The sequence below is a fragment of the Vibrio sp. GJ43-1 genome (assembly GCF_055808835.1).
This window is the reverse complement of the sequence record NZ_CM147884.1, coordinates 2,427,726-2,452,800: the sequence shown is the minus strand read 5'-3', so window position 1 is coordinate 2,452,800 and position 25,075 is coordinate 2,427,726. Positions and strand designations below refer to the sequence as shown.

The following is a 25,075-nucleotide window of genomic DNA, read 5'->3' as shown; positions in this document are numbered from 1 at the left end:
ATGGGGCGTTTACGATATACGTGATATCTCCCGCCCATTTTTGATTTGGCTCAGTGGCACTGAAGTCTTGAGCCAATAGGTTAGGAGATATCGCTCTAGTATGATTGCTATCGGTCGTGCACTTAAACTTCCGTGCTGCCTTCGCTACCAGACCTTGCCGTTTCATGCTTTGTGATATCGTCTTGATGTTGTGGGGGCTTTTGTCTTCATCCAGAGCTTTCTGAATGCGCCGCGCACCATCGCGTTCCTTACCTTCGACAAAGGCTTGCTTGACTTTACTATCAAGAACGTGACGCGCAAGCTCACGTGAAGTCACCTTTTGTTGTGACGGTGCTTCAACCAGTGATAAAACCCACTTCGAGAGACATCGAGCACCTTACTCATCCGGGTAATGCTGAACAATAGCAAGTGCTCTAGCATAAACTCATAAGACTCTACTTTAGATGCTTGGCGAAGTAGGTTGCCTTTTTTACAATTTCTAGCTCCTCTGCTTGCTCCGCTAGCAGGCGTTTGAGCTTAGCATTCTCAGAAGCCAGTTCTTGCTCTCGGCCACTGATACTGGCGCTGTGCTTTAGCGCCTTTCGCCAAGCGTAAAGCGTAAAGCTGAGATTCATGCAGAGAAAGCTGTCTAGCCGCTTTGGCCACACCTATCAAATCGGCTAGCTTGAGAGCTTCGGCTTTGAATTCTTCTGTGTGTCGAGTTCGTTTCGTTTTCTTAATGGACATTGATTCACCTCGTTAGTGATTTTACTCACTTAACTCGGTGTCCGATACTGCTGGTACGGATTATACAATACAAAGAGTATCAACAGTACACGTAAAATACATATAGAAATAATATTTATTTTCTCTACAATTCATATATAAATCCTATTGTTAGCTATCAGAATGGATTTATAAATTTGATACCACTAGGATTGCTATTTTGTGTAAACATTTACCTTCTTTGTATGACCTGCGCTTCCGATTTTATCTACAGTATCAATGAACCTTTCGAATCCGTTTGGAACTTTAAGCTCATCTTGATGTATTTCGTAACCTACTTTTGCGAATGTACCACACCAAGTAGACTCAATCTCTCTTCTGTTTGCCTCATCCAATAACTCAGCATATTTATCAGTATCTTTCGATGCGTAGCTATAGCCTAATGCTTCACATAGTTTATGGTTAGATAGACTACCTGTAACATCATAGGCTTTCCCGCTTGTACAGCCAAACAATGTAGACAAAATAACGATAGGGATAATATTCTTCATAACAAGGATTTCATTAGTTTTAAATTAAATAGATGTAAAAACCAGCTTAAACCAAACAAGTGAAATATAGTTAATACTTAATTGATTTTCATAGTGCTTCAACGATACTAGCTGGCTTGTCTTTATACAATTTCACCTAGTGTAGTAAAGTGGCTACATTAAGGGGGTACACACCGAAATGGCGTTGTTGATCAAATCAGCTTGAAGATCAACAACGCCATACATCGCTAGCCGTTAGTTTCTAACAGGCATACCTAGTCCTATGACTTTGTTCAGTGCTTTGACACTTGCCTGTGCCTCACAAACTTGAGCGTTATAACATCTCAAGCTTAATTTGCCGCTTGTTAGTCCTTTATATCGGGATATTGCCGTCTCAGAGATTGAGCGATAGTGATAACCAGAATCGACTTTCCAATCCGCTATAGTCCCATTTGTTCATCGCTAGCCGTTAGTTTCTAACAGGCATACCTAGTCCTATGACTTTGTTCAGTGCTTTGACACTTGCCTGTGCCTCACAAACTTGAGCGTTATAACATCTCAAGCTTAATTTGCCGCTTGTTAGTCCTTTATATCGGGATATTGCCGTCTCAGAGATTGAGCGATAGTGATAACCAGAATCGACTTTCCAATCCGCTATAGTCCCATTTGTTCAGAGCTGTTACTGCTTCGTTTCTGGGTAAGCGCCTCATAAACTGTAGTGGCATAGTGAATTTGGTCACTTAGTTAGAGGTGATATCATCACCTCATAAGTTAACAGGTGACACTATGACAAAACGTACAAGACGGTTATTTAGCGCAGAATTTAAGTTAGAAGCAGCGCAGTTAGTTCTAGACCAAAACTACTCAGTGACTGAAGCAGCCCAAGCCATGAACGTGGGTAAATCCACAATGGATAAATGGGTTCGCCAGTTAAGAGAAGAGCGCCAAGGGAAAGCACCGAAAGCTTCACCTATGACCCCTGAGCAAATAGAAATTAGGGAATTAAAAAAGAAACTGGCTCGCCTTGAAGAGCATAATGAAATACTAAAAAAAGCAACGGCTCTGTTGATGTCGGACTCACTGAACAATTCTTGATAATCAAGAAACTCAAGCAGAGCTATAGCGTAAAAACATTATGCGAAGTCTTCAATGTTCATCGAAGTAGTTATAACTATTGGCTAAAACGCCCAGCAGTAATTAATGCTGAAACAGTCAAACTTCGCAGCTTGGTTAGCGAAGCCCATGCTGCGAGTAATGGCTCTTCAGGAGCGAGAACCATTGCTGATATAGTGACAAACCAAGGCATGAATTTAAGCCGTTACCGAGCGGCAAAGCTTATGAAAACACTTGGTTTAGTAAGCTGCCAAGTACCACAACATCGTTACCGAAAATCCTCGCAGGAACATATTGAAGTTCCAAATCACTTAAGTCGACAGTTTGCTGTTACAGCACCAAATGAAGTCTGGGTTGGCGATGTTACGTATATTTGGACGGGTAATCGGTGGATGTATTTAGCGGTCGTTATCGACCTTTTTGCTCGTAAAGTGATTGGTTGGTCGATGTCTTTATCACCTGATAGTCGGCTAACAGGCAAAGCTTTGTCGATGGCTTATGAATCTCGCGGTAAGCCAAAAGATGTCATGTTCCATAGCGATCAAGGTAGTCACTATACCAGTCGTAAATACCGCCAATTACTGTGGCGTTTTCAAATAAAACAGAGTTTATCTCGTCGAGGAAACTGCTGGGATAATGCGCCGATGGAGCGCTTCTTTAGAAGTCTGAAAACGGAATAGGTGCCAACGATGGGTTATCGTAGCTTTGCTGAGGCTCAACAAGAGATCACTCGCTACATCATTGGATATTACTGCCAACTCAGGCCACATCAGTATAACGGTGGTCTAACTCCCAATGAGTCAGAACGATTATATTGGGAAAACTCTAAAACCGTGGCCAATTTTAGTTGACCACAACGAGAGGGAGTGGACGTAACTGATCAGATCGTAGGTTCTGGATTTAGTTCCAATGAATTACGCAACAAAGCCCTTCTGTGCAAATAGGTATCTTATTTTTGTCAGCCTTTTGATCTTAGCGAAGTTTAATACAAAACTTGATAGCTACAATTACAAGTGACTATTTAGTAGAAAAATTTGTTTGACTTTTAAGGTTCATGGTAACTTATCCTTCTCACATTGAGTCCGGTGATTAGTTTTTACTGAAGTAACACCTTTAAATCCTACTTTTGTAATATATATTTTAATCAAAAAGATAGGTGTGATAGTCGAGTCCAGTAGCGGCATCAGAGTCGGTTTTGTTAGTTGATCAAAAATTTAAGTGCCATTAGATGTGCCATTGATTTATTTATTTTTTATTATATTTATGTTATTCAATGTTTTATCGTTGCTTTTCGACTGCCTCACTCACCGCCACATTCTTAAAAAGAGACGCCTTTGGGCGTCTTTTTTTATGCCTGTAAGAAAATTCTGTTTATTTACATCCAGTAACCATCTGTAGCATCTCATCATTTGCGCTGTTGCGGTAGGTATAGTTAAATCCGTCCGCAGTGAGTTTTAATGAATGAGTAAGGGGTAGCCTGTGAATAATTTTAAGTGGAATGCATTTGGTGTGTTAACTCGAGTAGAGAAAACAGACGCCATGGTGTTTATTGAAAATAGTGCAGGGAACGTGCGTAAAATGAGCGTGAAACGCTATAAAGACAGCGCCGATGTTGTGTATGAAAAAGCACAAAACCTAGTAGGGCAGAGCGTAACCATACGAACCAGCCAAAACACCAACAATTGGAGTGTCGATGAGTGGTTTAGTGAGATTGCACCACTATGACTGAACTAGAAACATTACTCTTAGGCACCATCGCGATCCTATGTATGCTATTTGGGTACCTCGCACACCAGCAAAATAAGCGCATCGCAATGCTGGAAAGCGCCCTAAACGAGTCATTAAAGCAAACCTCTTCTGCGGCCATCCAAACCCAGTATCCGACGCCTCCGGTTGCTTGCCCTCGGCAAACCCTGTTTGAGGCATGCATCAATGTAGTCACCCAACATGAACCCGATGATTTTGCTTACTCAGTAAAAAAGGTGTTTCCAGAGCATTTTCAATTTCGCTTCGCGGTATACGGCACTATGGTTGATGACTTGAGTTACTTCCTCGAGGTAAACCCAGCCAATAGATTGGTACTGCTTAGCATGAATGGGCAGAGTGTGAGTACGTTTGCGAGTGTTGAGGAGTTTAGGGAGTGGTTGCGGTAGTGGGGATAATGCCAATCGAGTTTAGCAGGTCGGTCAGCGAATCAATTTCATGTATGAAACGTCAATAAACGTAACGCTGGCTATCAAAAAATGCACTCCCAAAATAGTGAGTTACATCAAAACTCCCCATACTTTTATAGCACTTTCTAGTATTATGCAACCAAGCCCTATACTATGACTTTACTTCAGTCATAGGTTTTAAAAATGTCTATAACATCCTCTTTCTATGAAGAAAATGCAGAGAGTCTTGCAGGGCAATATAACGCCTTACCACCAACAATGGTGCATCATGTATGGGAAAAATATTGGCCAAGTTCTGGCAATGATGTACTCGATATTGGTGCTGGTTCTGGAAGAGATTCCCTGTGGCTGACGACGCGAGGATGTCAGGTTATAGCGTGTGAACCGTGTAATAAGTTGCGTGAAATAGGCGAGGCGCTGACTGGAAAGGATGTCTATTGGAGCGATGACAAGTTGCCCAATCTTGATCGCATTTCGAAGCAAGGCCAGACATTTGATGTCATTTTATTGTCTGCAGTGTGGATGCATATTCCCATTAATTTACGAAAAAGTGCGATCCAGACACTTGGAAGCCTTCTGAAACGTGATGGCATAATTGTTCTTTCGTTGCGCTATGGCCCTTTTAGGGACCGCCGAGAATCTTTTCCAGTATCGGTGACTGAGTTAAAAGAACTCGCGAGTAAGTCGAACTTGACTTTGGTTGACGTGTTTGATGGTGACGACATGCAATGTCGGCAAGAAGTAAGTTGGCAAACTGTTGTCATGCTGAATAAATAATGTATTAAGAGCGAAGGAGTGTCTGGTGCTTGAACTGTATCTGGAAAAGTTCAGAAATCTCAATATGAACAATGCTGGTGGTAGGAAAAGCCCTCATAAGGTGTGCATGCTATTGGCGGTAATAGACCTTATTCATGTGGGTAGTATTGCTAATAATAAAATTCAGTTTAACCAGGCCCTAAAAGATCGATTTACTCACCATTTTAATACCCTTGCCCAAGGTAACGATAAAAACACACCTGAAAACCCGTATTTTCATCTTAGAACTGAAGGGTTTTGGCACCTTAAATATAGTGAGGGTGCGACGGAGCAAAACACTAAACGTTATTCCTCAAAAGCAGTTTCTTATGTTTATCTAGATGATGAGCTTTTCGATTTTATGAAAAGTCACATCGTATCAAACGAGATAAAAGATGCTTTGGTTAGTAATTTATCCGACATAGCGTCTCTTTACTATCAATGGTTATTGGATCTCGGAAAATCGGAGAAAACCGCGAGTAATTATCTGGGGGCGGTTCGGGGCTCAATTTCAAACTGGCTAATGGATGCAAATGAGATTTGTGAGCCTCTAACTGAGGTTAAATCTTATAGAGAGTTCGTACTATTGGACGAAAAAGCTCGAATGCTTGAAACCTTTAAGCAACGCGATAGTAAAGGTAAGGGCATGTATAGTGCTGCGCTGGTTCACTATAATAACTTTTTGGCTGACTTAGCCAAGGTCGATGTTAATGCGGATATACGGCAGGTGATGTCAGATAAGAAGTTAACTGAAACTGAAAAAACTATACTTGTAAATACAAGGGTAGGGCAAGGCAACTTTAGGTCGCAGTTGATCCAGATGTGGGGCGGTTGTGCGTTAACAGGGTATAAGAATACCCAGCTTCTTCTCGCATCACATATCAAACCTTGGCGAGATTCAAACAATGAGGAACGTTTGGATAAATACAATGGATTACTGTTACTTGCGAACTTGGATAAGGCGTTTGACCTAGGTTTTATCTCGTTCGATAATCAAGGCAAGGTGATGATCTCTAAATATCTTGAAAAACCAGAAGTCATTGGTCTTAATGAGTGTATGTCATTTCCAATTGTTAGCCAGCATAAACGTTATTTGGAACACCATCGCGGTATGCTGTTTAAAGGCTTTTGATTCGATACCGATCATTTTTCCCTTTCAGAACTGGGTTTTCACCGCGACTCTAGCCATCCTTTCCCAAAATATTCTTGGCTTTTAGCGCGTTGACTATAGTTATTGATATCGTGTTTCAATACCTTCAAAGGCACAACTATGCTGCTTCTCTCACTTCTGTTCATCGCAGTCATTGGCTTTCTTGCCCAAACCACTGGGCTTTGTATGGTGCGGGGCGTAAAAGAAGCGACAGGCGGTAAGCCAATATTTTTAATTTCAATCCTCTTGAGTGGGGCCTTTGTTTGGTTGGCAGTCGGTGCGGCGTACTTGCTTGGGCAGCCCGTTCGGTTAGACAGTTATTATCCTACTTTACTGTCTGCGGTTGGAGGATTGATTTTTGGTTTAGGTGCGGCTTTTAACGGTGGATGCGGCGTATCAACGATCAGTCGCTTTGCTCGAGGGAAAATAATGATGTTTGCCACCATGTTGGGGTGGCTGGTGTCATGGCTATTATTTGCTGATCTGCTTAGTGGCCACATGGTCAAAGCGTACGTCATATCACCTGTGTTACATATGGGGATTTTAATCATTCTTTCCGCATTGCTACTGGTTGTGGCATTTAAAAGTGAAGCCAAAATACGCAAACTGTGGCTATCCATGTTGGGCATTGGTGTTATGGCGGGCTTAGTTTTTATTTATGAACCACATTGGACTCCGAGCAGCTTACTTAAATCGATGGGATTGTCTGTGTGGAATGGCCATGACGCGAGTTGGCCTAGTGCTGAACGCTTCTATCTGTTTTTATGCCTTGTATTGGGGATGGTCGTTGCGGCAGTGATGACAAAATCCTTTCAATTTGAATTTTCGCGTTTGTCGCGTCTGTTCAAACATTTTTTAGCAGGCCTACTGATGGGAGTTGGCGCAGTAATGGCCAGTGGCGGAAACGATTCGCAGTTATTAGTGGCCTTACCTGCGTTATCTGCAGCAGGAATGGTCACGACGTTATGTATGGTGATTGGAATATTTATTGGTTTGAAGCTTCAAAATGGTAGACCCATTTAAATAAAACACCCTAAGCCAAGCTGGCTTAGGGTGGATAAAGATATCTCAACGGGTAGCGCCCAATGCATGATCGGCTACGTTGCAAATTGTGGCGTTATCGCGCTGTGAATCACTGCGGCTAGGCTTTACAAATCTCGATGATCGTATCGCCCTTATTGATGACTTTTTCCAATTCTTTTGTAATTGGACTATCAGTAAATAAGTGACTGACTTGATCTATTGGGCCTAGTTCAATAGAGCCTTTCGGAATGAACTTACTAGAATCAAGCGCGACCATCACATGACGGGCTGATTTCATGGCCGTTTGAGTGATGAGTGTTTCACTCAGGTCGTACTCTAGTAAGGTCCCATCTACATCAATGGATGCCGCACTGGTAATCAAAAAGTCGAAACGAAAGTTAGAAATAAAATCTAAGGCTTCTGTTCCTACAATGCCACCGTTGAACGCTTTAACTTTGCCACTAGGGATAAGTACGTCAAATGATTTGTTACTGTGAAGCACATTTGCCACACGTAAACTATTGGTAATTACCTGCAAATTACTCTTATTGAGTAGGTGGCTGGCGATCACCTCTGCGGTTGTACCAATGGTAATGAAAACCGTTGAGTTATCCGGAATAATCTCTGCAATACGTTTAGCGATGGCGTTTTTTTGTTCTGTTTCTGAAACCTTACGAACTTCATAGTCTAAGTTTGTTTTGGTTGCAGGAGAACTGGCTCCACCGTGGTGACGTATTACAAGTCGGTCTCCACTAAGCTTCTTAATATCTCGACGAATCGTTTGAGTGGAAACATCGAGCATTTCAGCGAGTTCTTCGACGGTGTAGTAACCTTTGTCGTTAACGAACTGTAATAATTTATCTTGTCTTGGATTAGTCACGATAACCCTTCTTCTTTTTTATTATTTGTTTGCTATATAGTCATCCACTTCTTTTCTGCTAGGAATACCTTGTCGTCCACCCAGCTTCTTACACTTAAGAGCAGCGACGGTATTAGAAAAGACGATAGACTGACGAGTTTCCATACGCTCAGCAACAGCGACAGCAAGTGCGCCATGGAAAACATCTCCGGCACGCCAGTGGTGTCGACAACGTCTACTGTTACGCCTACTTGATGTGCGAGTTTGCCGTTTTCAAGCCAATAACATCCTTTTGAACCGACTGTAACATAAACTTGACCTGATGTCTTTTTCTGAGCGATTTTGAGACCTTCAACAGGGTCGTTAGTTCCAGTGAATTTTTCGAGACCTGGTTCACTAAATGCAACGTGATCGGCAAGTTTTACAAGCTCATCAATGGGTTCCGGTGTGATATCAGCATCTAATACTGACGGAATGCCCAATTTTCTTGCTTGTTCTAGTGCATATTTCGCGCCATCTAACCAGCGAACATCTGTAAGAATTGTGGAATATGTCGAAAAGTCAACATTTTCTAGAGGGGTGGCATCAAGAGATAGAGATTTGTCTTGATAATTCACTATCATTCGTTCGCCTTCGTTATCCACGATGACAGCAGAGAAAGCGGAAGATGCACCTTCAATTTTTATCATTTCTTCAACGCCAACACCGTAACCCGCTAATTCGGTTAGCATGGTATCAGCAACGCCATCGCAGCCAACGCGGCCAATAAAGTCAACATCATGACCAAGTTTCGCAACCGCAACTGATGCTGTGGCAGCAGGCCCTCCGCCAACCTCAAAATAATCGTGTGCAACGTACTTACCCCCAGTCGTTGGGAGTTGGGAAACCAATTGCACTCGGTCTAATACAGTTATACCAACACAAGCTATCGCCATTTTTAATCTCTTATTATTTCAACATCATTGGAAAATAGGGGTGAAATTGTTTTCTACGTTAAGCCGTATAGACCATCGCAGTTAACGGAGAGCCTTTTGGATGCTCATGGCTCCATTATAAGGACAAAAACAGATTCCGATGAGAGTATTCTCACAAAAAGACGATAAATGGACATAAAACAACAAAATGTGACAAATGTTGTAGTTAAAAAATCTCGAATGATTATAGTAATTAGCAATTCAACAATAGAACTAAGGACTTTTTCATGTCAACAGTAGGATTTATCGGTTTAGGTCAAATGGGCAGCCCTATGGCAGCAAACCTTATTAAAGGTGGTCACTCATTACGCGTATTTGATATCAGCGAGACTGCTGTTGAGAAGATGGTTGAGTTAGGAGCTACGGCAGCCACATCCCCAGCGGATGCGGCGTTAGACGTCGAATTTGTGATTACTATGCTACCCAATGGCGCGTTAGTAAAAAATGCTCTTTTTGGTGAGAATGGCGTGACGGAAACATTGGATAAACAAGCATTGCTTATCGACATGTCTACGGTTCATCCTTTTGAAACCGATGCGCTGATTAAAGAGATGTCAGACAAGGGATTTTCAATGATGGAAGCGCTAGGTTGGCCGAACGTCAGACCATGCGATTAAGGGGGAGTTATTGATTCTTGCTTAGCGGTACGTTGCAACAAATCACCACCGCGCAGCCTCTGTTTGATTGCATGGGCTCAGAAACCGTTGATGCTGGCGGACCTGGTAAGGGGATTCGTGTCAAAATCATCAACAATTATATGAGTATTGCTTTGAATGCGCTGTCCGCAGAAGCGGCAACATTGTCGGAAGCGATTGGCCTTAATTTTGATGCAGCACTAAAGGTAATGAGTGGTACGCCAGCAGGTAAAGGACACTTCACAACAACGTGGCCTGGCAAAGTACTGGCTGGAGATCTGAGCCCTGCATTTATGTTAGATCTCGCACATAAAGATCTGGGTATTGCGTTGGACTTGGCTAATCAAGTAAACGTTCCTATGCCGTGTGGCGCTGCATCTCGTGAATTGTATAGCATTGCCCGTGCAGCAGGGCGTGGTCGCCAAGATTGGACGGCAGTATTTGAACAACTGCGTGTTACATCTGGTTTAGAAGCAAAAGTTAAATAATAACTAGAGGCAATAACGTGAAACTAACCGTAGAAAACTGGGGAAAAGTTGATGGCCAAACTGTACCAGTCAAACTCTTTACGTTAGAAAACAATCACGGCATGAAACTTCGTGTGACCAACTATGGTTGTATCGTGACGTCGATTGAAACTCCCGACCGTGACGGTAAACTTGCCGATGTGGTCTTGGGCTATGAGAGTCTTGATAAATACTTAGCGGGTCATCCGTTTTTTGGCGCTATTGCTAGGTCGCTATGCGAATAGAATCAAAGATGGTCGTTACGAGCTGGATGGAGAGGTTTTCCAGTTGGAAACGAATGAAATCCCTACAGGTCAACACCTGCATGGTGGCAGTAAAGGTTTTGATAAACAGGTATGGAATTTTGCGATAGAAGAGCAAGGTGAAGCGACGTACCTGCATTTTAGCCGCGTTTCCCCTCATGGGGAGTCTGGGTTTGGAGGTACGCTTTTGGTCAGCCATACCATAGGTTTAGACGAGCTGAATCAAGTGCACTTCAACTTTAAAGCAGTAACGGATCAGCCAACAGTGATTAACTTGGTCAACCATAGCTACTATAACCTTGGTGGCCATGATTCCGGAACGGTGGATAACCACGAGTTGAAACTTTACTCAGAGTTTTACACTCCCGTTGATGAGAGCATGATCCCGACTGGGGAGATTCGAGCCGTCACTCACAGTGATCTGGATTTTAGTGAGTGCAACAAAGTGGGCGCGCGCGAGTTTGACCATAACTTTGTTCTTAATAACGGCAAGATGGAACGCGGTTATTGCTACGCGGCTGAATTATACGATGCTGACACGGGCAGAACGATGGATGTGCTAACCACCCAACCCGCGGTTCAGTTTTATAACGGCTTTAAATTAGCCAATAAATCATGGATTGGCCGACATGGAAGGAAGTACGAAAACCGTGCAGGATTGTGTTTAGAAACGCAACACTTTCCAGATAGCCCTAATCAACCTCATTTTCCTTCGGTTAGGTTAAACCCGAGTGAGCATTTTGAGGAAAAAACGATCCATCGCTTTGGTGTGAAATAAAGAAGAAAAGCTCATCATTGTATATATCGCAGAATGCGATTAATGGTCTCGTGTGGCTATCACAAACTAATCATTAAAACACTGAATTCAATGCGAGTGGTTGATAACGTCACTTGCAATAAAAAATAATGAGGAAACGCCCAATGAAATGGATTAATACCCGATCCCATAACGCATGGTTAGATATTGAAACCGACAGAATTTTCGAGTTTGGCAGAAACGCGGTCGTGCCAAATGGGTTTGGTTGGATTGGTAATAACGGCAATGTACGTGACGAAATGGGTACGCGCCTATGGATCACCGCTCGTATGTTGCATTGTTATTCGCTCGCGGCTCTGATGGGGCGTCCTGGTGCTTACGATCTTGTGGAGCATGGTATTGCCGCTCTTGAAGGGCCGCTTAAAGATAACACTCATGGTGGGTGGTATGCGACCATTGACAATGAAGGTGAGGGTATTGCTGACTCATCAAAGCAAGGCTACCAACACGCATTTGTACTTTTGGGTGCTGCCAGTGCGGTGACTACAGGTCACCCTCGAGCGCAGGCACTTTTAGATGAAGCTATTGCGGTTTATGAAAAACACTTCTGGGTAGAAGACCGTCAGATGTGCTATGAATCTTGGGACCAAGCGTGGACTGAAACGGAAGATTATCGTGGCGGTAACATGGCCATGCATTCAGTTGAAGCTTTCCTAATTGTTTACGATGTAACACAGGATAAGAAGTGGTTACAGCGTGCGCTTAACATCACCGAGTTTATGATCAACAAAACAGCTAAGGGTCTGAGCTACCGTGTGAATGAGCACTTTGATTCCGAGTGGAAACCTCTCCCAGATTACAACAAAGAAACCCCGGCGAGCCACTTCCGTGCGTACGGTGGTACCCCAGGTCACTGGATAGAGTGGGGACGTTTAATTTGTCATTTACGTGCAACGTTGCTAGAGATCGGTGAAGACTGCCCAGAGTGGCTGTTAGAGGATGCGATTGGCCTGTTTGATGCCACAGTGCGAGATGCATGGCATGTGGATGGTGCGCCAGGTTTTGTGTATTCAGTAGACTGGGATGGAAAACCTGTTGTTCGCGAACGTATTCGCTGGGCGCCAGTGGAAGCAATAGGCACCGCTTATGCCTTGTACACAGTAACGGGCGATAAGAAGTATGAAGATTATTATCGTACTTGGTGGGATTACTGTCGTACTTATCTTATTGATTATGATGGTTGCTCATGGTGGCAAGAATTGGACACAAATAATCAAGCTGGTACAAGTAAAGTGTGGGACGGTAAACAGGATATTTACCACTTAATGCACTGTTTAGTGATTCCAAGACTGCCACTGACGCCTGGACTTGCCCCTGCTTTAGCGAAAGGTTTCTTGGATGGAAGTCTAAGTTAACTAACTAATAATTAAATAAAAATAGATAAATAATCTCGAAGAGATGACGGCGTGCGCCGTCATCTCTTTTTTGTATTTGGCTCTAAATCAAGGTCAATGCTCTAATTGTCCCAAGATGTGCTCCAGAGCTCACTTTTGTCCATTTGTGTTTATTTGTGTCATAAAGTGATAACTAACTAACAGAAATGGACGGGTATGGCTGGTAATTTACTACAGTAACGAACAAGCACAGAGGATTACTTAAAATGGCTTATATGTCAGGAAAAACAATGATTCAAGAAGCGTGGAGCAACGGTTATGCAATCGGCGCGTTCACCGCTCACAATTTAGAAACAATCAAAGCTGTGCTATTAGCAGCGCAAAAAGAACAGTCTCCGATCATGCTACAAATTGGTCAAAAGGCCATCAACGAGATTGGCATGAAACCATTACGTGATGCCGTAGATTCACTAATTCAACATCACCAGATTTCAGTTCCAATATGTATTCATTTAGACCACAGCCGTAAGTTCGAGCAATGTATGGAAGCGGCGACGCGTGACTTCCAATCTTTAATGTTTGATGGCTCTGCACTGCCTTTTGAAGACAATATCCGTATTACCCGAGCTGTTGTTGAGGTTGCACATGCGCTGGGTCTTGGTGCAGAAGGTGAAATTGGCAAGATTGGTGGCACTGAAGACGACATTACTGTTGATGAAAAAGACGCGATGATCACCACAGTAGAAGAGGCATTAGATTTTTCTGAGCGTACAGGTGTGGACTACTTGGCTGTTTCAATCGGTACAGCGCATGGTGTTTATAAAACGACACCAGAGCTTAAATTTGACCGTTTGACTGAAATTAAAGACGCAGTGAAAAAGCCAATTGTTCTTCATGGTGGTTCTGGCGTGCCAGATGACCAAGTTGTTGAAGCGGTTAAGCGTGGTGTTGCAAAGATCAACGTTGATACTGAACTGCGCCAAGGCTTTATTAAAGGTGTTCAGGCGCACTGGAAAGAGAATGAGAACGACTTCATTTTAGCGGATGTCATGAATACCGGTATCGCGTCAATGATGGAAGTTGTGCAACACAAAATTCGCCTATTTGGTTCAAATGGCAAAGCGTAAAACAACCACAATGTCCCTTATGTGACATAAACCCTACAAAAAACGACATATTGTTGCTCAGTGTGAAAACACTCACGGTTCAGAATTACTAACTGAGTTATCAATACAAACAGAGTGAACAATATGTCGTTTATATAACAAAAATTATTATTTTTTATGGTGGTTCTATGCTGAAAGCAATGGAAAACGCTTTAAATACGATTAATGCGCCTATAGCGCGCTGGACTGCGAATTTAGCTGGCTTTTTTTGCTAGTGATGACAGTCATCGTATTAGTTCAAGTAGCCTTTCGCTACATTTTAAACACCCCGTTGGGGTGGACAGATGAATCGTCTCGTTTCTTGATGATCTACATGACTTATCTATGCCTGCCCATTATCTATTTGGATGAGCGCAACATCGCGATGACTTTTGTCACAGACAAGCTGAAGGGCACTAGAATCTTCGAATTGTTGGCTGTGTTTGGTCATATTGCGAGCTTGATTCTATTCGGTATATGGATCTACTTCGGATACGCGTTCTTTAAAACTGGCTCTGTAATGGCGGATAGTTTGCCAATTCCCATGTTTGTGGTGTATGCCATTCCACCCGTCATGTTAGCAATCTCATGTCTATTCGCTTTGCAAAAATTACTTGGCGCATTACACAATCTTATTCATTTTGATCCTGCTGAACATCGTGGTTCAGCGGTTGAAGCTGCTGAGTAGAGGTAAGTTATGGTTTCCCCAATTTTCCTACTTTATTTTATGGCATTCCTGTTAATGGGTGTGCCTGTGTTGATGGCCTTAGGTTTATCGCCAATCATCACATTTATACAAAACGACCAAGTACTATTCATCAACATGCTGTATCAGCGCTTGTACTCGGGTTTGGATAACTTCTTATTGCTAGCACTGCCATTCTTTATGCTAGCCGGAGAGTGCATGTCGAGCGGCGGTATTACGCCACGTATTATTTCTTTTGCTCAGACTCGCGTTCAGCACATGCGTGGTGGGCTAGGGCACGTTGTTATTCTTGCTTCTACCATGTTTGGGGCGCTAACTGGCTCTGCCGTAGCGGCGACATCGGCAATCGGTAACATGCTGATTCCTGAAATGTCGAAATATAAATACGACAAAAGCTACTCTGCAGCATTAACGGCAGCAGCAACTGTATTGGGTAACATTATTCCACCGTCTGGACTCATGCTGCTATACGCATTTGTCATGAATACGTCGGTCGCGGCTATGTTCATCGCAGGTATTGTCCCAGGGTTCATCTTTTGTGTTGGCCTTATGTTGGTAAACCGAATGCAAATTCGTAAGTACCCACAGGTTCAAACATTGCCTCGTGCAACAAAACTTGAGCGCAGCCAAAGCTTGAAATTGGCCATTCTTCCTTTGCTTACGCCTGTCATTATTCTAGGCGGTATCTATGGCGGTATCTTTACGCCAACGGAAGCGGCAGCTGTTGCTGTAGCGTATGCGATCTTCTTGTCTGTGTACGTCATCAAGGTAACGAATATTAAAGCGACGTATGCATTGTTTGCCAAAGTGGCAGTCAATGCGGCAGCCGTACTGATTATTGTTGCTGCAGCGAGCGGTTTTGCGTCGGCAATCAGTTTCTCTGGTATTTCGAATACGGTGACTGAGTTCTTCAATAGTATTACTCGTGACCCATTAATGTTGTTCTTCATTATCAACATTTTCTTATTCATCGTTGGCATGTTCTTAGATGCAGGTCCTGCCATCCTAATCTTTGGTCCTATTATTGCGCCAATCATGATTAATGCAGGCGTTGACCCTGTTCACTTTGGCGTTGTGATGTGTGTGAACTTGTCTATTGGTTTAGCTACACCGCCAATGGGGCTGGTGCTCTTTGTTGCCTCTGGGGTGTCTGGAGAGCCATTACAAAAGATCTCAAAGGCGATCATTCCGTTCTTGATTGTGGAGTTCTTGATCATCTTCTTAATCTCATTCTTCCCAGAATTAGTAATAGGCCTACCTAAGCTGTTGGGCGTGATGTAGCGCTGATTTAAAAGAATACGTGAAATAAAAACTTATAAAGATAAAAGGAATATAGAATGAAAAAAACACTACTTGCCGTTGCCGCCACAGCCATACTCGCTTCTAGTGCCGCTTATTCAGCGGACTACAAATTGACGGTACCTCATGTTTCTAACCTTGATAGTTATAACCATCAATCGTTATTGGTGTTTAAAAACTTTGTAGAGTCTCGCTCCAACGGTGCAATTGAAGTTGATATCTATCCTTCAGGTCAGCTGTGTGGTACCGCGAAAGAGTGTATTGCAGGGGTTCAAGCAGGGATGTTTGATTACTTTCAAACAACTATTCCAGAACTAGCGAACTTTTGGCAACCAGTGGGCGCATTTGATTTACCTTACATGCTACCAAATGACCGTGTTGCTGAGTGTGTGTACGATAACGAAGCGTTCGTTAGCGATATTCGTGGTGAACTGCTGAAAAGAGCACCTAATGTACGTCTAATGATGGTATCGAACTCTGGTGGTTGGCGTAATATTGCGACAACCAAGAAGCAGGTAACCACACCTGATGATGTTAAAGGGTTAAAACTTCGTACTGTTCCTGCACGAATCCAGCAAGAGCTGGTTAAAGAGCTGGGTGGCTCGCCAACACCAATCTCTTGGCCTGAAGTCTATACAGCACTTTCGACGGGTGTTGTTGATGGCACGAAAAACGGCATTGTTGATATTGTTCAAAACAAATTCCATGAAAGTTTAGATTACATCATCCTTGATGGTCACGCGTACATGGGGGGAGCTTGGGTGTTCAACGATATGAAATTTAAATCCATGTCTGATGAGCTAAAAGCCGTTCTTATCGATGGTGTAGCCGCGCAAAACCAGTACCTACGCGCGTATCCAAAACATAAAGAATTTGAAGCATATGAACAGTTCCGCAAAGCTGATGGTACGATCTATAACCCAACAGCGGCAGAACGCGCTGAATTCAGAAAAGTCGCAGGCCCAGTTAAGGATTACTTCTTAACGACGGCTGGCAAAGAAGGTGAGAAATGGCTGCAACGTTTTGAAAACGAGATCAAAACGTGTGAAGCGAAAATTGATGCTGATTACAAAGTTCAGTTCAAGTAAATCCTTATTTTCTTAATAAATAAGAACAAAGAATAGGGCGCTTTGGTAACCCCATCGCGCCCTCCTTAAAACTATTTTAGTTCAGGCTTTTTGAATTACATGGGTAACTGAGATGAATTTAATCGTTACAGAGCAAGGCTTTTCCTTGCAACACAAAGGTCGTACCGTTATTGAACATAGCGTATCAACTCCCGCTATCTATCTGGGAATCGGTGAAGGCAATTTTGATATGTATCGTGGTAACTTCGATATCACAGATTATGTGACTGAACGCTTAGCGTTACGTCAATTTAAGGTTGAAACCTTCTCTAATGAAGGAAAAGAGTGTCACTCCATTGGATTTTACTTTGATGGCAAAGAAGTCATCAAGATGATTGTCGGCGAGACAAAAGAGTCACGCCTGAAAGCAGAATTTGAAGCGATCGACAAGCGCTTTAACCGTTTCTGGATGCGAGTGTCAGCAACAGAAGAAGAGCGTGTATTTGGTTGTGGTGAACAGCTGACGTATCTAAATCTACGCGGCAAAAATTTCCCACTTTGGTCGTCGGAGCCGGGTGTGGGTCGTAACAAGAATACTTATGTGACGTGGCAGGCTGATATACACGACAAAGCCGGCGGCGATTACTACACCACAAACTACCCACAGCCGACTTTTGTGTCAGACAAGAAGTACTTCTGCCATTTAGAAACAACAGCGTATGCCGATTTTGACTTTACTAATTCGGACTTCCATGAACTGCAAGCATGGGATATTCCTCAGTATATTTTGTTTGATGCCGAGGATAACTACCCGCAATTGATGACAAACATTACCGGGGTATTTGGACGACAGCCTGAAATGCCAGATTGGGTCCATGATGGTGTAATACTTGGCATCCAAGGTGGCACAGAGATCACCGTAGCAAAAGTTGAGGCGGCTAAGAAAGCAGGTATTAAGGTAGCTAGCGCTTGGTGTCAAGATTGGCAAGGTATCAAGATGACGTCGTTTGGCAAACGCTTGCAATGGGATTGGCAATGGAATAAAGACCTATACCCTAAACTGGACAGCAGAATTCATGAGTTAAAAGCGCAAGGAGTGCGTTTTCTTGGCTACATTAACCCCTATGTCCTGGAAGATTTTCCGCTGTATGATGAAGCGCAGGCGAAAGGGTATTTAGCGACGCAAGAAGACGGGTCGAAGTACGTTGTTGATTTTGGTGAGTTCTATTGCGGTGTGGTTGATTTTACGAGTCCTGAAGCATGTGAATGGTACAAAGGTGTTATTAAGAGCAACATGATCGACTTCGGCCTAGATGGTTGGATGGGCGACTTTGGCGAGTATCTTCCTACAGACTGTTCATTGAGTAATGGGGTGAGCGCTGAAATTGAGCATAATAAATGGCCTTACCGTTGGGCGAAAGTTCAACATGAGGCTATCGAGGAAGCCGATAAAACGGATGACATTCTGTTCTTTATGCGTGCTGGTGGCGCCGGTATCCAAGGTTATTGCCATACGTTGTGGGGCGGAGACCAGTCGGTAGATTGGTGTCTTGATGATGGCCTAGCATCCGTGATTCCAGCGGCACTTTCTTCTGGTTTGATGGGGAATGGGATCCACCATAGTGATATTGGTGGCTATACGACATTACATGGGATGAAGCGCACGAAAGAGCTGTTCCAACGATGGGCTGAAATGGCGGCGTTTACGCCGATCATGAGAAGTCACGAAGGAAACCGTCCTGGCGATAATCATCAATACGACTCAGACGCAGAAACCATGAATCATTTGGCGAAGATGACCAACGTATTTGTTCATCTTAAGCCTTATATCAAGGATGCCGTTGCGCTGAACGCGCAAGAGGGTGTGCCTGTTCAACGTCCTTTGTTTATGCACTATGAGGCAGATGATGTGGCTTACGAGATCAAGTACCAGTATTTATTTGGCCGCGATATTCTTGTTGCCCCTGTCTATAACCAAGGTGAAACCGTGAAGCGCTTATATCTGCCAAACGATACGTGGATTCACGCTTGGAGCGGTGAAGTGTTCGAAGGTGGGTGGGTTGACGTTGATGCCCCGATTGGAAAACCGAGCAGTATTTTATCGACAGGAGTCTTCTTATCGACCATTACTTGATGGGATTAAATGTCTATAATTACAACTAGTTAGAATACAGTTATCATTATAGTTAGAATATAATTTGAAGCCCTGCCGTAGTGCAGGGTTTTTTTGATTTGTTTTAAGTTACATATGTAGACAATAAACAACAAAAAGTGACAGCTTGTGGTTGACGAAGCTCACAAAAGAGTGCAAAATTGCGACATAAATCACAGGTTATTACGCAAATTAAAAGGTACTATAATGAACAACTCAGCAACCATGACGTTAACTCAGCCCGCACAAATCATTGATTCAAAATCAAAAGTTATTCTTCGTGAAACCTTATCTTTAGTGAAAATGGCCGCATCGATAGCGGTACCTTTACTATTACTTTCTCTAGCTTGGGTTTAACACTAAACGTCACGCACACATGGACGTGCGAATTCTCTGTTCTCCGCAGTAAAAAATTTAAAAGCCTTCCTTTTTATATGATCCTAGATTCTAGTGCTGCTTAGGTCACACAGCGTAATACTTAAGGGTCAAATTGCTGTTAATACACAGCAACTCTGACCAAGATCAGTGTTATACAGATTAGTTTTGTTACTCATTCAGGCTGTGAATGCGATCACTCTCCTAACGGGTTTAAGTCAGTAAAATAAGTCATCTGCTCAATGCAGCACATCATGCGCACTACTCATTTCTGTCTCAGATTATCGAGACGAACAATTCTGGTTCATCAATGCTTTCTATAGAAGATAATAAAAAGAAGTGGGAGTTTTTTCAGAAACACCACTGGGTGTCTCCCGAATTTATGCTATCTCCCATCTTAGAGTCGTGGGAGCGCTGTGCTAAACAGTCCAGTCCCTATAATTGGTCAAAACCTCATGTTGCTTCAGGGTATACATTAAAGTCTTTAATCAAGCGTAATGAGCGGGTTATCAGTTGTGCCACTACCGTCATTGAGGATACTTATGATCTTCTTAGAGACGAGGCGGTCATTTTATTTGTCACAGATGACAGTGGCTGTGTGTTGTTTACCATTGGGCATGATGATTTGCTGCGTGAAGTGAATGAGTTAGGCTTTAAAAAAGGCTGCTTTTTTTCTGAAGGTAAAGTAGGCACTAACGCGATTAGCTTAACACTCAATACGCATATGCCTGCAGAAGTATACGCTGCGGCGCATTTTAATCGCCATTTACATCCTTATGCGTCGACCGCCGCGCCAATCTTTGACACCTTAGGTCGTTTGAGAGGCACTATTTCATTACTTAAACGAGCAAAGGAATACAGCAAAGAAAATCACGTGATTATTTCTTCCTGTGCTAAAGAAATTGCCTTACAAATTCATATTCAAAACGAGCAAGAAAGCATGAATCGTTTACTCAATGCACACAATGCAACGCTTGAGTGTATGGATGATGGATTGTTGGCCTGGAACGATGAAAATCGGATTACGATGGCTAATCATCAGGCTGAGCGCTTGCTTAAATTCAAAACGTTGGATGTGATTGAAAAAGACATCTTTTCGGTGGTTCGTTTTGCACCCACTATTTTGCGCAGTATAGAAGACAATAATACTATTCGTCGTAAGCAAACAACGGTAGAGATTAGCGGTGAATTCGTTGAAGCGATTATTACTCTTCGGCCGCTTGTGGATGGGTCTAAATTATTGTTTGTGCACCCGATTGATAAGATAAGAGAACTGGCGCAGCAACAAATCGGGGGGAGCGCCAAATATACCTTTGCTAACTTGAACGTTCAATCTAAAGGTATGAAGCATATCATCACGGTTGCCAAGCGCGCTATAAAGTCCAAGTCTCCCATCCTTATTACTGGTGAAGAAGGGGTAGGAAAGTCCGATTTGGCCATGGCTATTCATAATGAAAGTGATCAAAAAGACGGGCCGTTTATAAGTATTAACTGTCGTTCCTTGACCTCAGAAGCCATGATTCGCGAGATGCTCGGCTACGATGATGAAGATGGGCATGGGCTGCCTTCTAAATTTGAACTCGCCCATAATGGCACTTTGTATCTGGAGAAGATTGAGTACATGAGCCCTGAGCTTCAGGCTGTGATTCTAAAGTTACTTAAAGCCGGCTTGGTAAGCCGAAGCGATAGCCAACGCTTAATCCCAGTGGCTTTTCAGCTGCTCACCAGCACGACATCTGATATTAGTGAGTATGTTGCCCAGCGCTCTTTTGGCCGCCAGTTGTACTATGAAATCTCATCAAATGAGCTCAATATCCCACCGCTTAGAAAGCGGAAAGAGGACATTGAGCATTTGGTGATGATGATGATCAGCAATTATGAAAAACGTCATAATGTCGCCGTTACCATAGAGCGAACCGTGATGGAGGCTCTAGTTCAGTTTAATTGGAAAGGAAATAACTCTGAACTGAAAAGCCGAATGGAACGAATTCTTCTTAATCGTAGTGCCAATATGATTACCCTCGGCGATCTTCCTGAAGAGATTAAGTCGGGTGCTAATGACAGTGCAGCTAAAAATGGCAAACACATATTGACGCTAGAAGACGTGGAAAAAAAAGCCATTATTCAAGCGTGGAACATGTTTGATGGCAAAATGCAGGATATGGCGAAGGCCTTAAATATCGGTCGAACAACGTTATGGAGAAAAGTCCAGAAGTATGGACTGGATGATCTCTGAAAGATTTTTAATTCTTATTCGTGTCATGAATAAAGGCTAGCATTTGCTAGCCTTTTACGTGTTACCAATTCATGGTTACTGCCCTAACTGGTGTGCAGTCAAGATAGCGGCAAACACACTGTCCGCAGTTACCGGGAATGGCATGTTGTGAATCGTCTCACCCTCTGCTGTTGCACCTTCGGCGACTTCGAACAGCTTGTTTTTGTTGATTTCTTTCACGCCCATGTCGAATAGGTTAGTTGGTAGACCGACTTCTTTACAGAAGTTGAGCACCGTATTGATTTCTTCCATCGGTGCATTCTCGAGCACAAGCTGCACAAGAGTACCAAACGCGACTTTTTCACCGTGGTAGAGGTGATGACATTCTTCAAGCTTCGTCAAACCATTATGAATAGCGTGCGCCGCGGCAAGGCCCGAACTTTCAAAACCAATACCACTTAGATAAGTGTTTGCCTCAATGATATTCTCAACGGCTGTGGTACTTACCCCATTCTCAACCGCGACTTTAGCTTTTAGACCATCTTCTAGGAGTGTTTCGTAACACAGTTTTGCCAACGCTTGAGCTGAGCGTGTGGGTGCGCCACCAGCCATTGTTGGTTTGCCAGAAGTCATGTTTGCACGAGCTTCGAAGTAAGTTGACAATGCGTCACCCATACCTGCTACGAGTAGACGAACCGGAGCTCCCGCGATGACTTTCGTGTCCATGACCACCATGTCTGGGTTTTTCGGGAACAATAGGTATTCTGCAAACTCGCCTTCAGGCGTGTAGATGACAGCCAGTGCGCTCGTTGGCGCGTCTGTAGAGGCGATCGTCGGTACCACGACGACAGGGATCTTGGTGAAGAAAGCAACCGACTTAGCGGTATCTAGAGTTTTACCACCACCAATACCTATAATGACGTCGTTTTTCTGAGTGGCACAGATATCAGTCAGTCGGTCAATTTCAACGCGTGAACACTCACCGTTAAACACATCCATCGCGAGCGGCATCTCTTGTTGAGAAAAACTTTCTTTTACTGTGTTACCCACTAGATCGGTAACGAATTCATCAGCGATAGCAAGTGGGTTTGCACCGAGTGCTTTTACATAGCTAGCGATAGCGCCTAATACGTTTTCACCCTGAACATATTTGCTCGGGCTAATAATTATTTTGTCCATTTTTTCAGACCTTCTGTTAATGGTTATTTTTTGTTTCAACGTTGAGCCCATAATAGGTAGAAAATCTTAATTTACTAAGCCATTCCCAAGTGTGAGTGTCGTTTTTATGACATAGCTAGCAAAGCGTGGTTTATCAAGATTATGGTCGGTATTTATACCTTGGAGTAGATCACTAAAAGCTTTTAATATATGGGCTTGTGTTTCAAAGTGGAACAATAAAAAAAGTAAAACGTTTCAATGTGAAACATAAATTATTTTCGTTGTTGCCGACTGTTTTGTTCATATGATGTATTAAAAGTTACATAAGTCCAATTAAACGAACATTAAAATTACAAAAGAGAAAAAGGTATGAAAAAGCTAATCAATAGTGTTGAAGACGTTGTAAAAGAGCAAATGGAAGGGCTTGCTGCCTCTCGCCCGCAATTAAAAGCCAACTACGAACCACGTTATATGTGGCATGAAGAAACCCCAGGGCAAGTTGCCCTTGTTTCAGGTGGCGGTGCAGGTCATGAACCTCTACACATGCGGCTTCATTGGTAAAGGGATGTTGACGGGGGCTTGTCCAGGTGAGGTGTTTACGTCACCAACACCAGACCAAATGTATGAGTGTGGCAATCAAGTAAACACGGGCGAAGGCGTATTGTTCTTCATTAAAAACTACACTGGCGATGTATTGAACTTTGAAACAGCTGTGGAGCTGCTTCACTCTGATGGGATTAAAGTTGGCTCAGTGCTGATTGATGACGATGTAGCGGTGAAAGACAGCCTCTATACCGCTGGACGTCGTGGCGTTGCTGGTACGGTACTGGTTGAAAAGATCGTAGGTGCCGCTGCCGATAAAGGGGATTCGCTAGAGAAATGTGAAGCGCTGGCACATCGTATTAATAATAACTGTCGCTCATTCGGTGTGGCCCTTGATGCGTGTGTGGTTCCAGCTGCAGGCAAACCGTCATTCCAGCTTGCTGACGATGAAGTGGAGTTTGGTGTTGGCATTCACGGTGAGCCGGGTATTGAGCGCATAAAATTCACTAGTGCTGATGAACTGGTTGACAAAATGTTCCTAGAACTTAAAGAAAATATTTCATACAGCCGCACTTTACGTCTTTGGAATCGTGTGGAAGGCGAGTGGGATGAAGTTGAGTCAACGGTTGAAGATTTCGTTACTAATCATGACTACATCGCTATTGTCAATGGGCTTGGTGCAACGCCTGAATCTGAGTTGTACGGTGTCTACAACCGTCTGGCTTATAACTGCGAGAAAGAAGGGTACCGTATCGCCCGTAACCTGGTTGGTAACTATTGTACATCGCTGAACATGGAGGGTGTTTCTATCACACTTCTTAAAACGGACAAAGAGATGCTCGAGTTGTTTGACGCTCCAGTAGATACAGCAGCAATGAAGTGGTAGGCGAGGGGAAACAGATGCAAATTGAAAAACAACATATTATTAACTGGCTAGAGCTTTGCGCCGTAACGTATGAAGATAATCAAGATTTTTTAACGGATCTTGACCGTGATATTGGTGACGCTGACCATGGCTTGAATATGAACCGTGGTTTCAAGAAAGTGAAAGAGACATTACCAAAGGTTGAAAAGCAAAATATTTCAACCATTTTGAAAAATACGGGTATGACGCTGCTTTCAAGCGTTGGTGGTGCAAGCGGACCATTGTACGGGACTCTCTTTATCCGCACGGCAGCATCAGTGGGCAGTCGAGAATCATTGAGCTTCCAAGAGCTGATTGATGATCTTAAGAGCGGGGTAGATGGTGTTATCTCTCGCGGTAAAGCAGAGCAAGGCGACAAGACGATGTGTGACGTCTGGCTACCCGTGCTCAATGAGATGAAAACGTCTTTAGAAAACGGCACGAGCCCAGACCACTTACTTGATGAAATGGTTGAAGTGGCAGAAAAGAGCGCAACTTCAACAATTGAAATGCAAGCGAGGAAAGGGCGCGCAAGTTATTTAGGTGAACGCAGCATTGGTCATCAAGATCCGGGTGCCACGTCATCGTTACTCATGATCAAAGCTTTAAGACAGGCAATTGCAGGGAAGTAAA

At 43.3% G+C, this 25,075-nt stretch carries 22 protein-coding genes and 6 pseudogenes; 20 read left to right on the top strand and 8 right to left on the bottom strand.

Going from position 1 to position 25,075, the window contains the following annotated elements; translation table 11 throughout:
• Positions 1 to 4 precede the first annotated feature (4 nt).
• From AC0L66_RS11765 to AC0L66_RS11750, 4 genes and pseudogenes are all read right to left on the bottom strand, one after another.
• Positions 5 to 726, bottom strand: a pseudogene (locus AC0L66_RS11765) (transposase); the annotation flags it as partial.
• Between the two features lie 194 nt (positions 727 to 920).
• Positions 921 to 1,256, bottom strand: coding sequence for a hypothetical protein (locus AC0L66_RS11760; RefSeq protein WP_473567439.1), 336 nt, complete (start codon positions 1,254 to 1,256; stop codon positions 921 to 923).
• A gap of 234 nt (positions 1,257 to 1,490) precedes the next feature.
• Positions 1,491 to 1,685: pseudogene (locus AC0L66_RS11755) on the bottom strand (IS5/IS1182 family transposase); the annotation flags it as partial.
• A 19-nt stretch (positions 1,686 to 1,704) separates the two neighbouring features.
• A pseudogene (locus AC0L66_RS11750) lies at positions 1,705 to 1,933 on the bottom strand (IS5/IS1182 family transposase); the annotation flags it as partial.
• An 88-nt stretch (positions 1,934 to 2,021) separates the two neighbouring features.
• Here AC0L66_RS11750 and AC0L66_RS11745 point away from each other — a divergent pair.
• The 6 genes and pseudogenes from AC0L66_RS11745 to AC0L66_RS11720 all read left to right on the top strand — a co-directional run bounded on the left by AC0L66_RS11745 (position 2,022) and on the right by AC0L66_RS11720 (position 7,490).
• Positions 2,022 to 3,199: pseudogene (locus AC0L66_RS11745) on the top strand (IS3 family transposase).
• A gap of 628 nt (positions 3,200 to 3,827) precedes the next feature.
• Positions 3,828 to 4,073: a hypothetical protein gene (locus AC0L66_RS11740; RefSeq protein WP_265676915.1), complete on the top strand. Its 246-nt coding sequence runs from the start codon at positions 3,828 to 3,830 to the stop codon at positions 4,071 to 4,073.
• The gene (locus AC0L66_RS11735; RefSeq protein ID WP_265676914.1) at positions 4,070 to 4,501 is read left to right on the top strand and encodes a hypothetical protein; all 432 of its coding nucleotides are present in this window, start codon (positions 4,070 to 4,072) and stop codon (positions 4,499 to 4,501) included. Before AC0L66_RS11740 ends, AC0L66_RS11735 begins: the two co-directional genes overlap by 4 nt.
• Positions 4,502 to 4,705: 204 nt before the next feature.
• Positions 4,706 to 5,299 carry a class I SAM-dependent methyltransferase gene (locus tag AC0L66_RS11730; RefSeq protein ID WP_265676913.1) on the top strand — a complete coding sequence of 198 codons (594 nt, stop codon included), beginning with the start codon at positions 4,706 to 4,708 and terminating at the stop codon, positions 5,297 to 5,299.
• A 22-nt stretch (positions 5,300 to 5,321) separates the two neighbouring features.
• Positions 5,322 to 6,449 (top strand): HNH endonuclease, encoded by a 1,128-nt coding sequence (locus tag AC0L66_RS11725; protein WP_473569243.1) that lies wholly within the window; start codon positions 5,322 to 5,324, stop codon positions 6,447 to 6,449.
• A gap of 138 nt (positions 6,450 to 6,587) precedes the next feature.
• On the top strand, positions 6,588 to 7,490 hold the full coding sequence (locus AC0L66_RS11720) for a YeeE/YedE thiosulfate transporter family protein (protein ID WP_265676912.1): 903 nt from the start codon (positions 6,588 to 6,590) through the stop codon (positions 7,488 to 7,490).
• A gap of 118 nt (positions 7,491 to 7,608) precedes the next feature.
• Here AC0L66_RS11720 and AC0L66_RS11715 read toward each other — a convergent pair whose 3' ends face one another.
• The 3 genes and pseudogenes from AC0L66_RS11715 to AC0L66_RS11705 all read right to left on the bottom strand — a co-directional run.
• On the bottom strand, positions 7,609 to 8,370 hold the full coding sequence (locus AC0L66_RS11715; protein ID WP_265676911.1) for a DeoR/GlpR family DNA-binding transcription regulator: 762 nt from the start codon (positions 8,368 to 8,370) through the stop codon (positions 7,609 to 7,611).
• A 21-nt stretch (positions 8,371 to 8,391) separates the two neighbouring features.
• Positions 8,392 to 8,514, bottom strand: a complete 123-nt coding sequence (locus tag AC0L66_RS11710; RefSeq protein WP_473567436.1) for a hypothetical protein — start codon at positions 8,512 to 8,514, stop codon at positions 8,392 to 8,394.
• 110 nt (positions 8,515 to 8,624) lie between these two features.
• Positions 8,625 to 9,284: pseudogene (locus AC0L66_RS11705) on the bottom strand (PfkB family carbohydrate kinase); the annotation flags it as partial.
• Positions 9,285 to 9,550: 266 nt separating this feature from the next.
• Between AC0L66_RS11705 and AC0L66_RS11700 the strand changes: the two are divergent.
• The 12 genes from AC0L66_RS11700 (at position 9,551) to dhaR (ending at position 21,858) form a co-directional block, all read left to right on the top strand.
• The gene (locus AC0L66_RS11700; RefSeq protein WP_473567434.1) at positions 9,551 to 9,940 is read left to right on the top strand and encodes an NAD(P)-binding domain-containing protein; all 390 of its coding nucleotides are present in this window, start codon (positions 9,551 to 9,553) and stop codon (positions 9,938 to 9,940) included.
• A gap of 17 nt (positions 9,941 to 9,957) precedes the next feature.
• Positions 9,958 to 10,446: an NAD-binding protein gene (locus AC0L66_RS11695; protein WP_473567432.1), complete on the top strand. Its 489-nt coding sequence runs from the start codon at positions 9,958 to 9,960 to the stop codon at positions 10,444 to 10,446.
• Between the two features lie 17 nt (positions 10,447 to 10,463).
• Entirely contained in the window at positions 10,464 to 10,709 is a 246-nt protein-coding gene (locus AC0L66_RS11690) for an aldose epimerase family protein (protein WP_473567430.1), read from the top strand.
• A complete protein-coding gene (locus tag AC0L66_RS11685) occupies positions 10,678 to 11,505 on the top strand; it encodes an aldose epimerase family protein (RefSeq protein WP_473567428.1) in 828 nt (275 codons plus the stop codon). Before AC0L66_RS11690 ends, AC0L66_RS11685 begins: the two co-directional genes overlap by 32 nt.
• A gap of 143 nt (positions 11,506 to 11,648) precedes the next feature.
• Positions 11,649 to 12,899 carry an AGE family epimerase/isomerase gene (locus AC0L66_RS11680; protein WP_473567426.1) on the top strand — a complete coding sequence of 417 codons (1,251 nt, stop codon included), beginning with the start codon at positions 11,649 to 11,651 and terminating at the stop codon, positions 12,897 to 12,899.
• Between the two features lie 245 nt (positions 12,900 to 13,144).
• Positions 13,145 to 14,005, top strand: a complete 861-nt coding sequence (locus AC0L66_RS11675) for a class II fructose-bisphosphate aldolase (protein ID WP_265676906.1) — start codon at positions 13,145 to 13,147, stop codon at positions 14,003 to 14,005.
• Positions 14,006 to 14,261: 256 nt separating this feature from the next.
• Positions 14,262 to 14,711: a TRAP transporter small permease gene (locus AC0L66_RS11670; RefSeq protein ID WP_473569241.1), complete on the top strand. Its 450-nt coding sequence runs from the start codon at positions 14,262 to 14,264 to the stop codon at positions 14,709 to 14,711.
• A gap of 9 nt (positions 14,712 to 14,720) precedes the next feature.
• A complete protein-coding gene (locus AC0L66_RS11665; RefSeq protein ID WP_265676904.1) occupies positions 14,721 to 16,010 on the top strand; it encodes a TRAP transporter large permease in 1,290 nt (429 codons plus the stop codon).
• 56 nt (positions 16,011 to 16,066) lie between these two features.
• Positions 16,067 to 17,116 carry a TRAP transporter substrate-binding protein gene (locus AC0L66_RS11660; protein ID WP_265676903.1) on the top strand — a complete coding sequence of 350 codons (1,050 nt, stop codon included), beginning with the start codon at positions 16,067 to 16,069 and terminating at the stop codon, positions 17,114 to 17,116.
• A 112-nt stretch (positions 17,117 to 17,228) separates the two neighbouring features.
• Positions 17,229 to 19,229: an alpha-glucosidase gene (locus tag AC0L66_RS11655; protein WP_473567423.1), complete on the top strand. Its 2,001-nt coding sequence runs from the start codon at positions 17,229 to 17,231 to the stop codon at positions 19,227 to 19,229.
• 225 nt (positions 19,230 to 19,454) lie between these two features.
• Complete coding sequence (locus AC0L66_RS11650; RefSeq protein WP_265676901.1) at positions 19,455 to 19,604, top strand: hypothetical protein; 150 nt, start codon at positions 19,455 to 19,457, stop codon at positions 19,602 to 19,604.
• Between the two features lie 328 nt (positions 19,605 to 19,932).
• A complete protein-coding gene (gene dhaR / locus AC0L66_RS11645) occupies positions 19,933 to 21,858 on the top strand; it encodes a dihydroxyacetone kinase operon transcriptional regulator DhaR (RefSeq protein WP_473567421.1) in 1,926 nt (641 codons plus the stop codon).
• Between the two features lie 75 nt (positions 21,859 to 21,933).
• Here dhaR and AC0L66_RS11640 read toward each other — a convergent pair whose 3' ends face one another.
• Entirely contained in the window at positions 21,934 to 23,016 is a 1,083-nt protein-coding gene (locus AC0L66_RS11640; RefSeq protein ID WP_265676899.1) for a glycerol dehydrogenase, read from the bottom strand.
• A gap of 348 nt (positions 23,017 to 23,364) precedes the next feature.
• Between AC0L66_RS11640 and dhaK the strand changes: the two are divergent.
• Together dhaK and dhaL are read left to right on the top strand one after the other, a co-directional pair.
• Positions 23,365 to 24,424 (top strand): annotated as a pseudogene (dhaK, locus tag AC0L66_RS11635) (dihydroxyacetone kinase subunit DhaK).
• Positions 24,425 to 24,438: 14 nt separating this feature from the next.
• Positions 24,439 to 25,074, top strand: coding sequence for a dihydroxyacetone kinase subunit DhaL (gene dhaL / locus AC0L66_RS11630; RefSeq protein WP_473567419.1), 636 nt, complete (start codon positions 24,439 to 24,441; stop codon positions 25,072 to 25,074).
• Position 25,075: the final 1 nt, after the last annotated feature.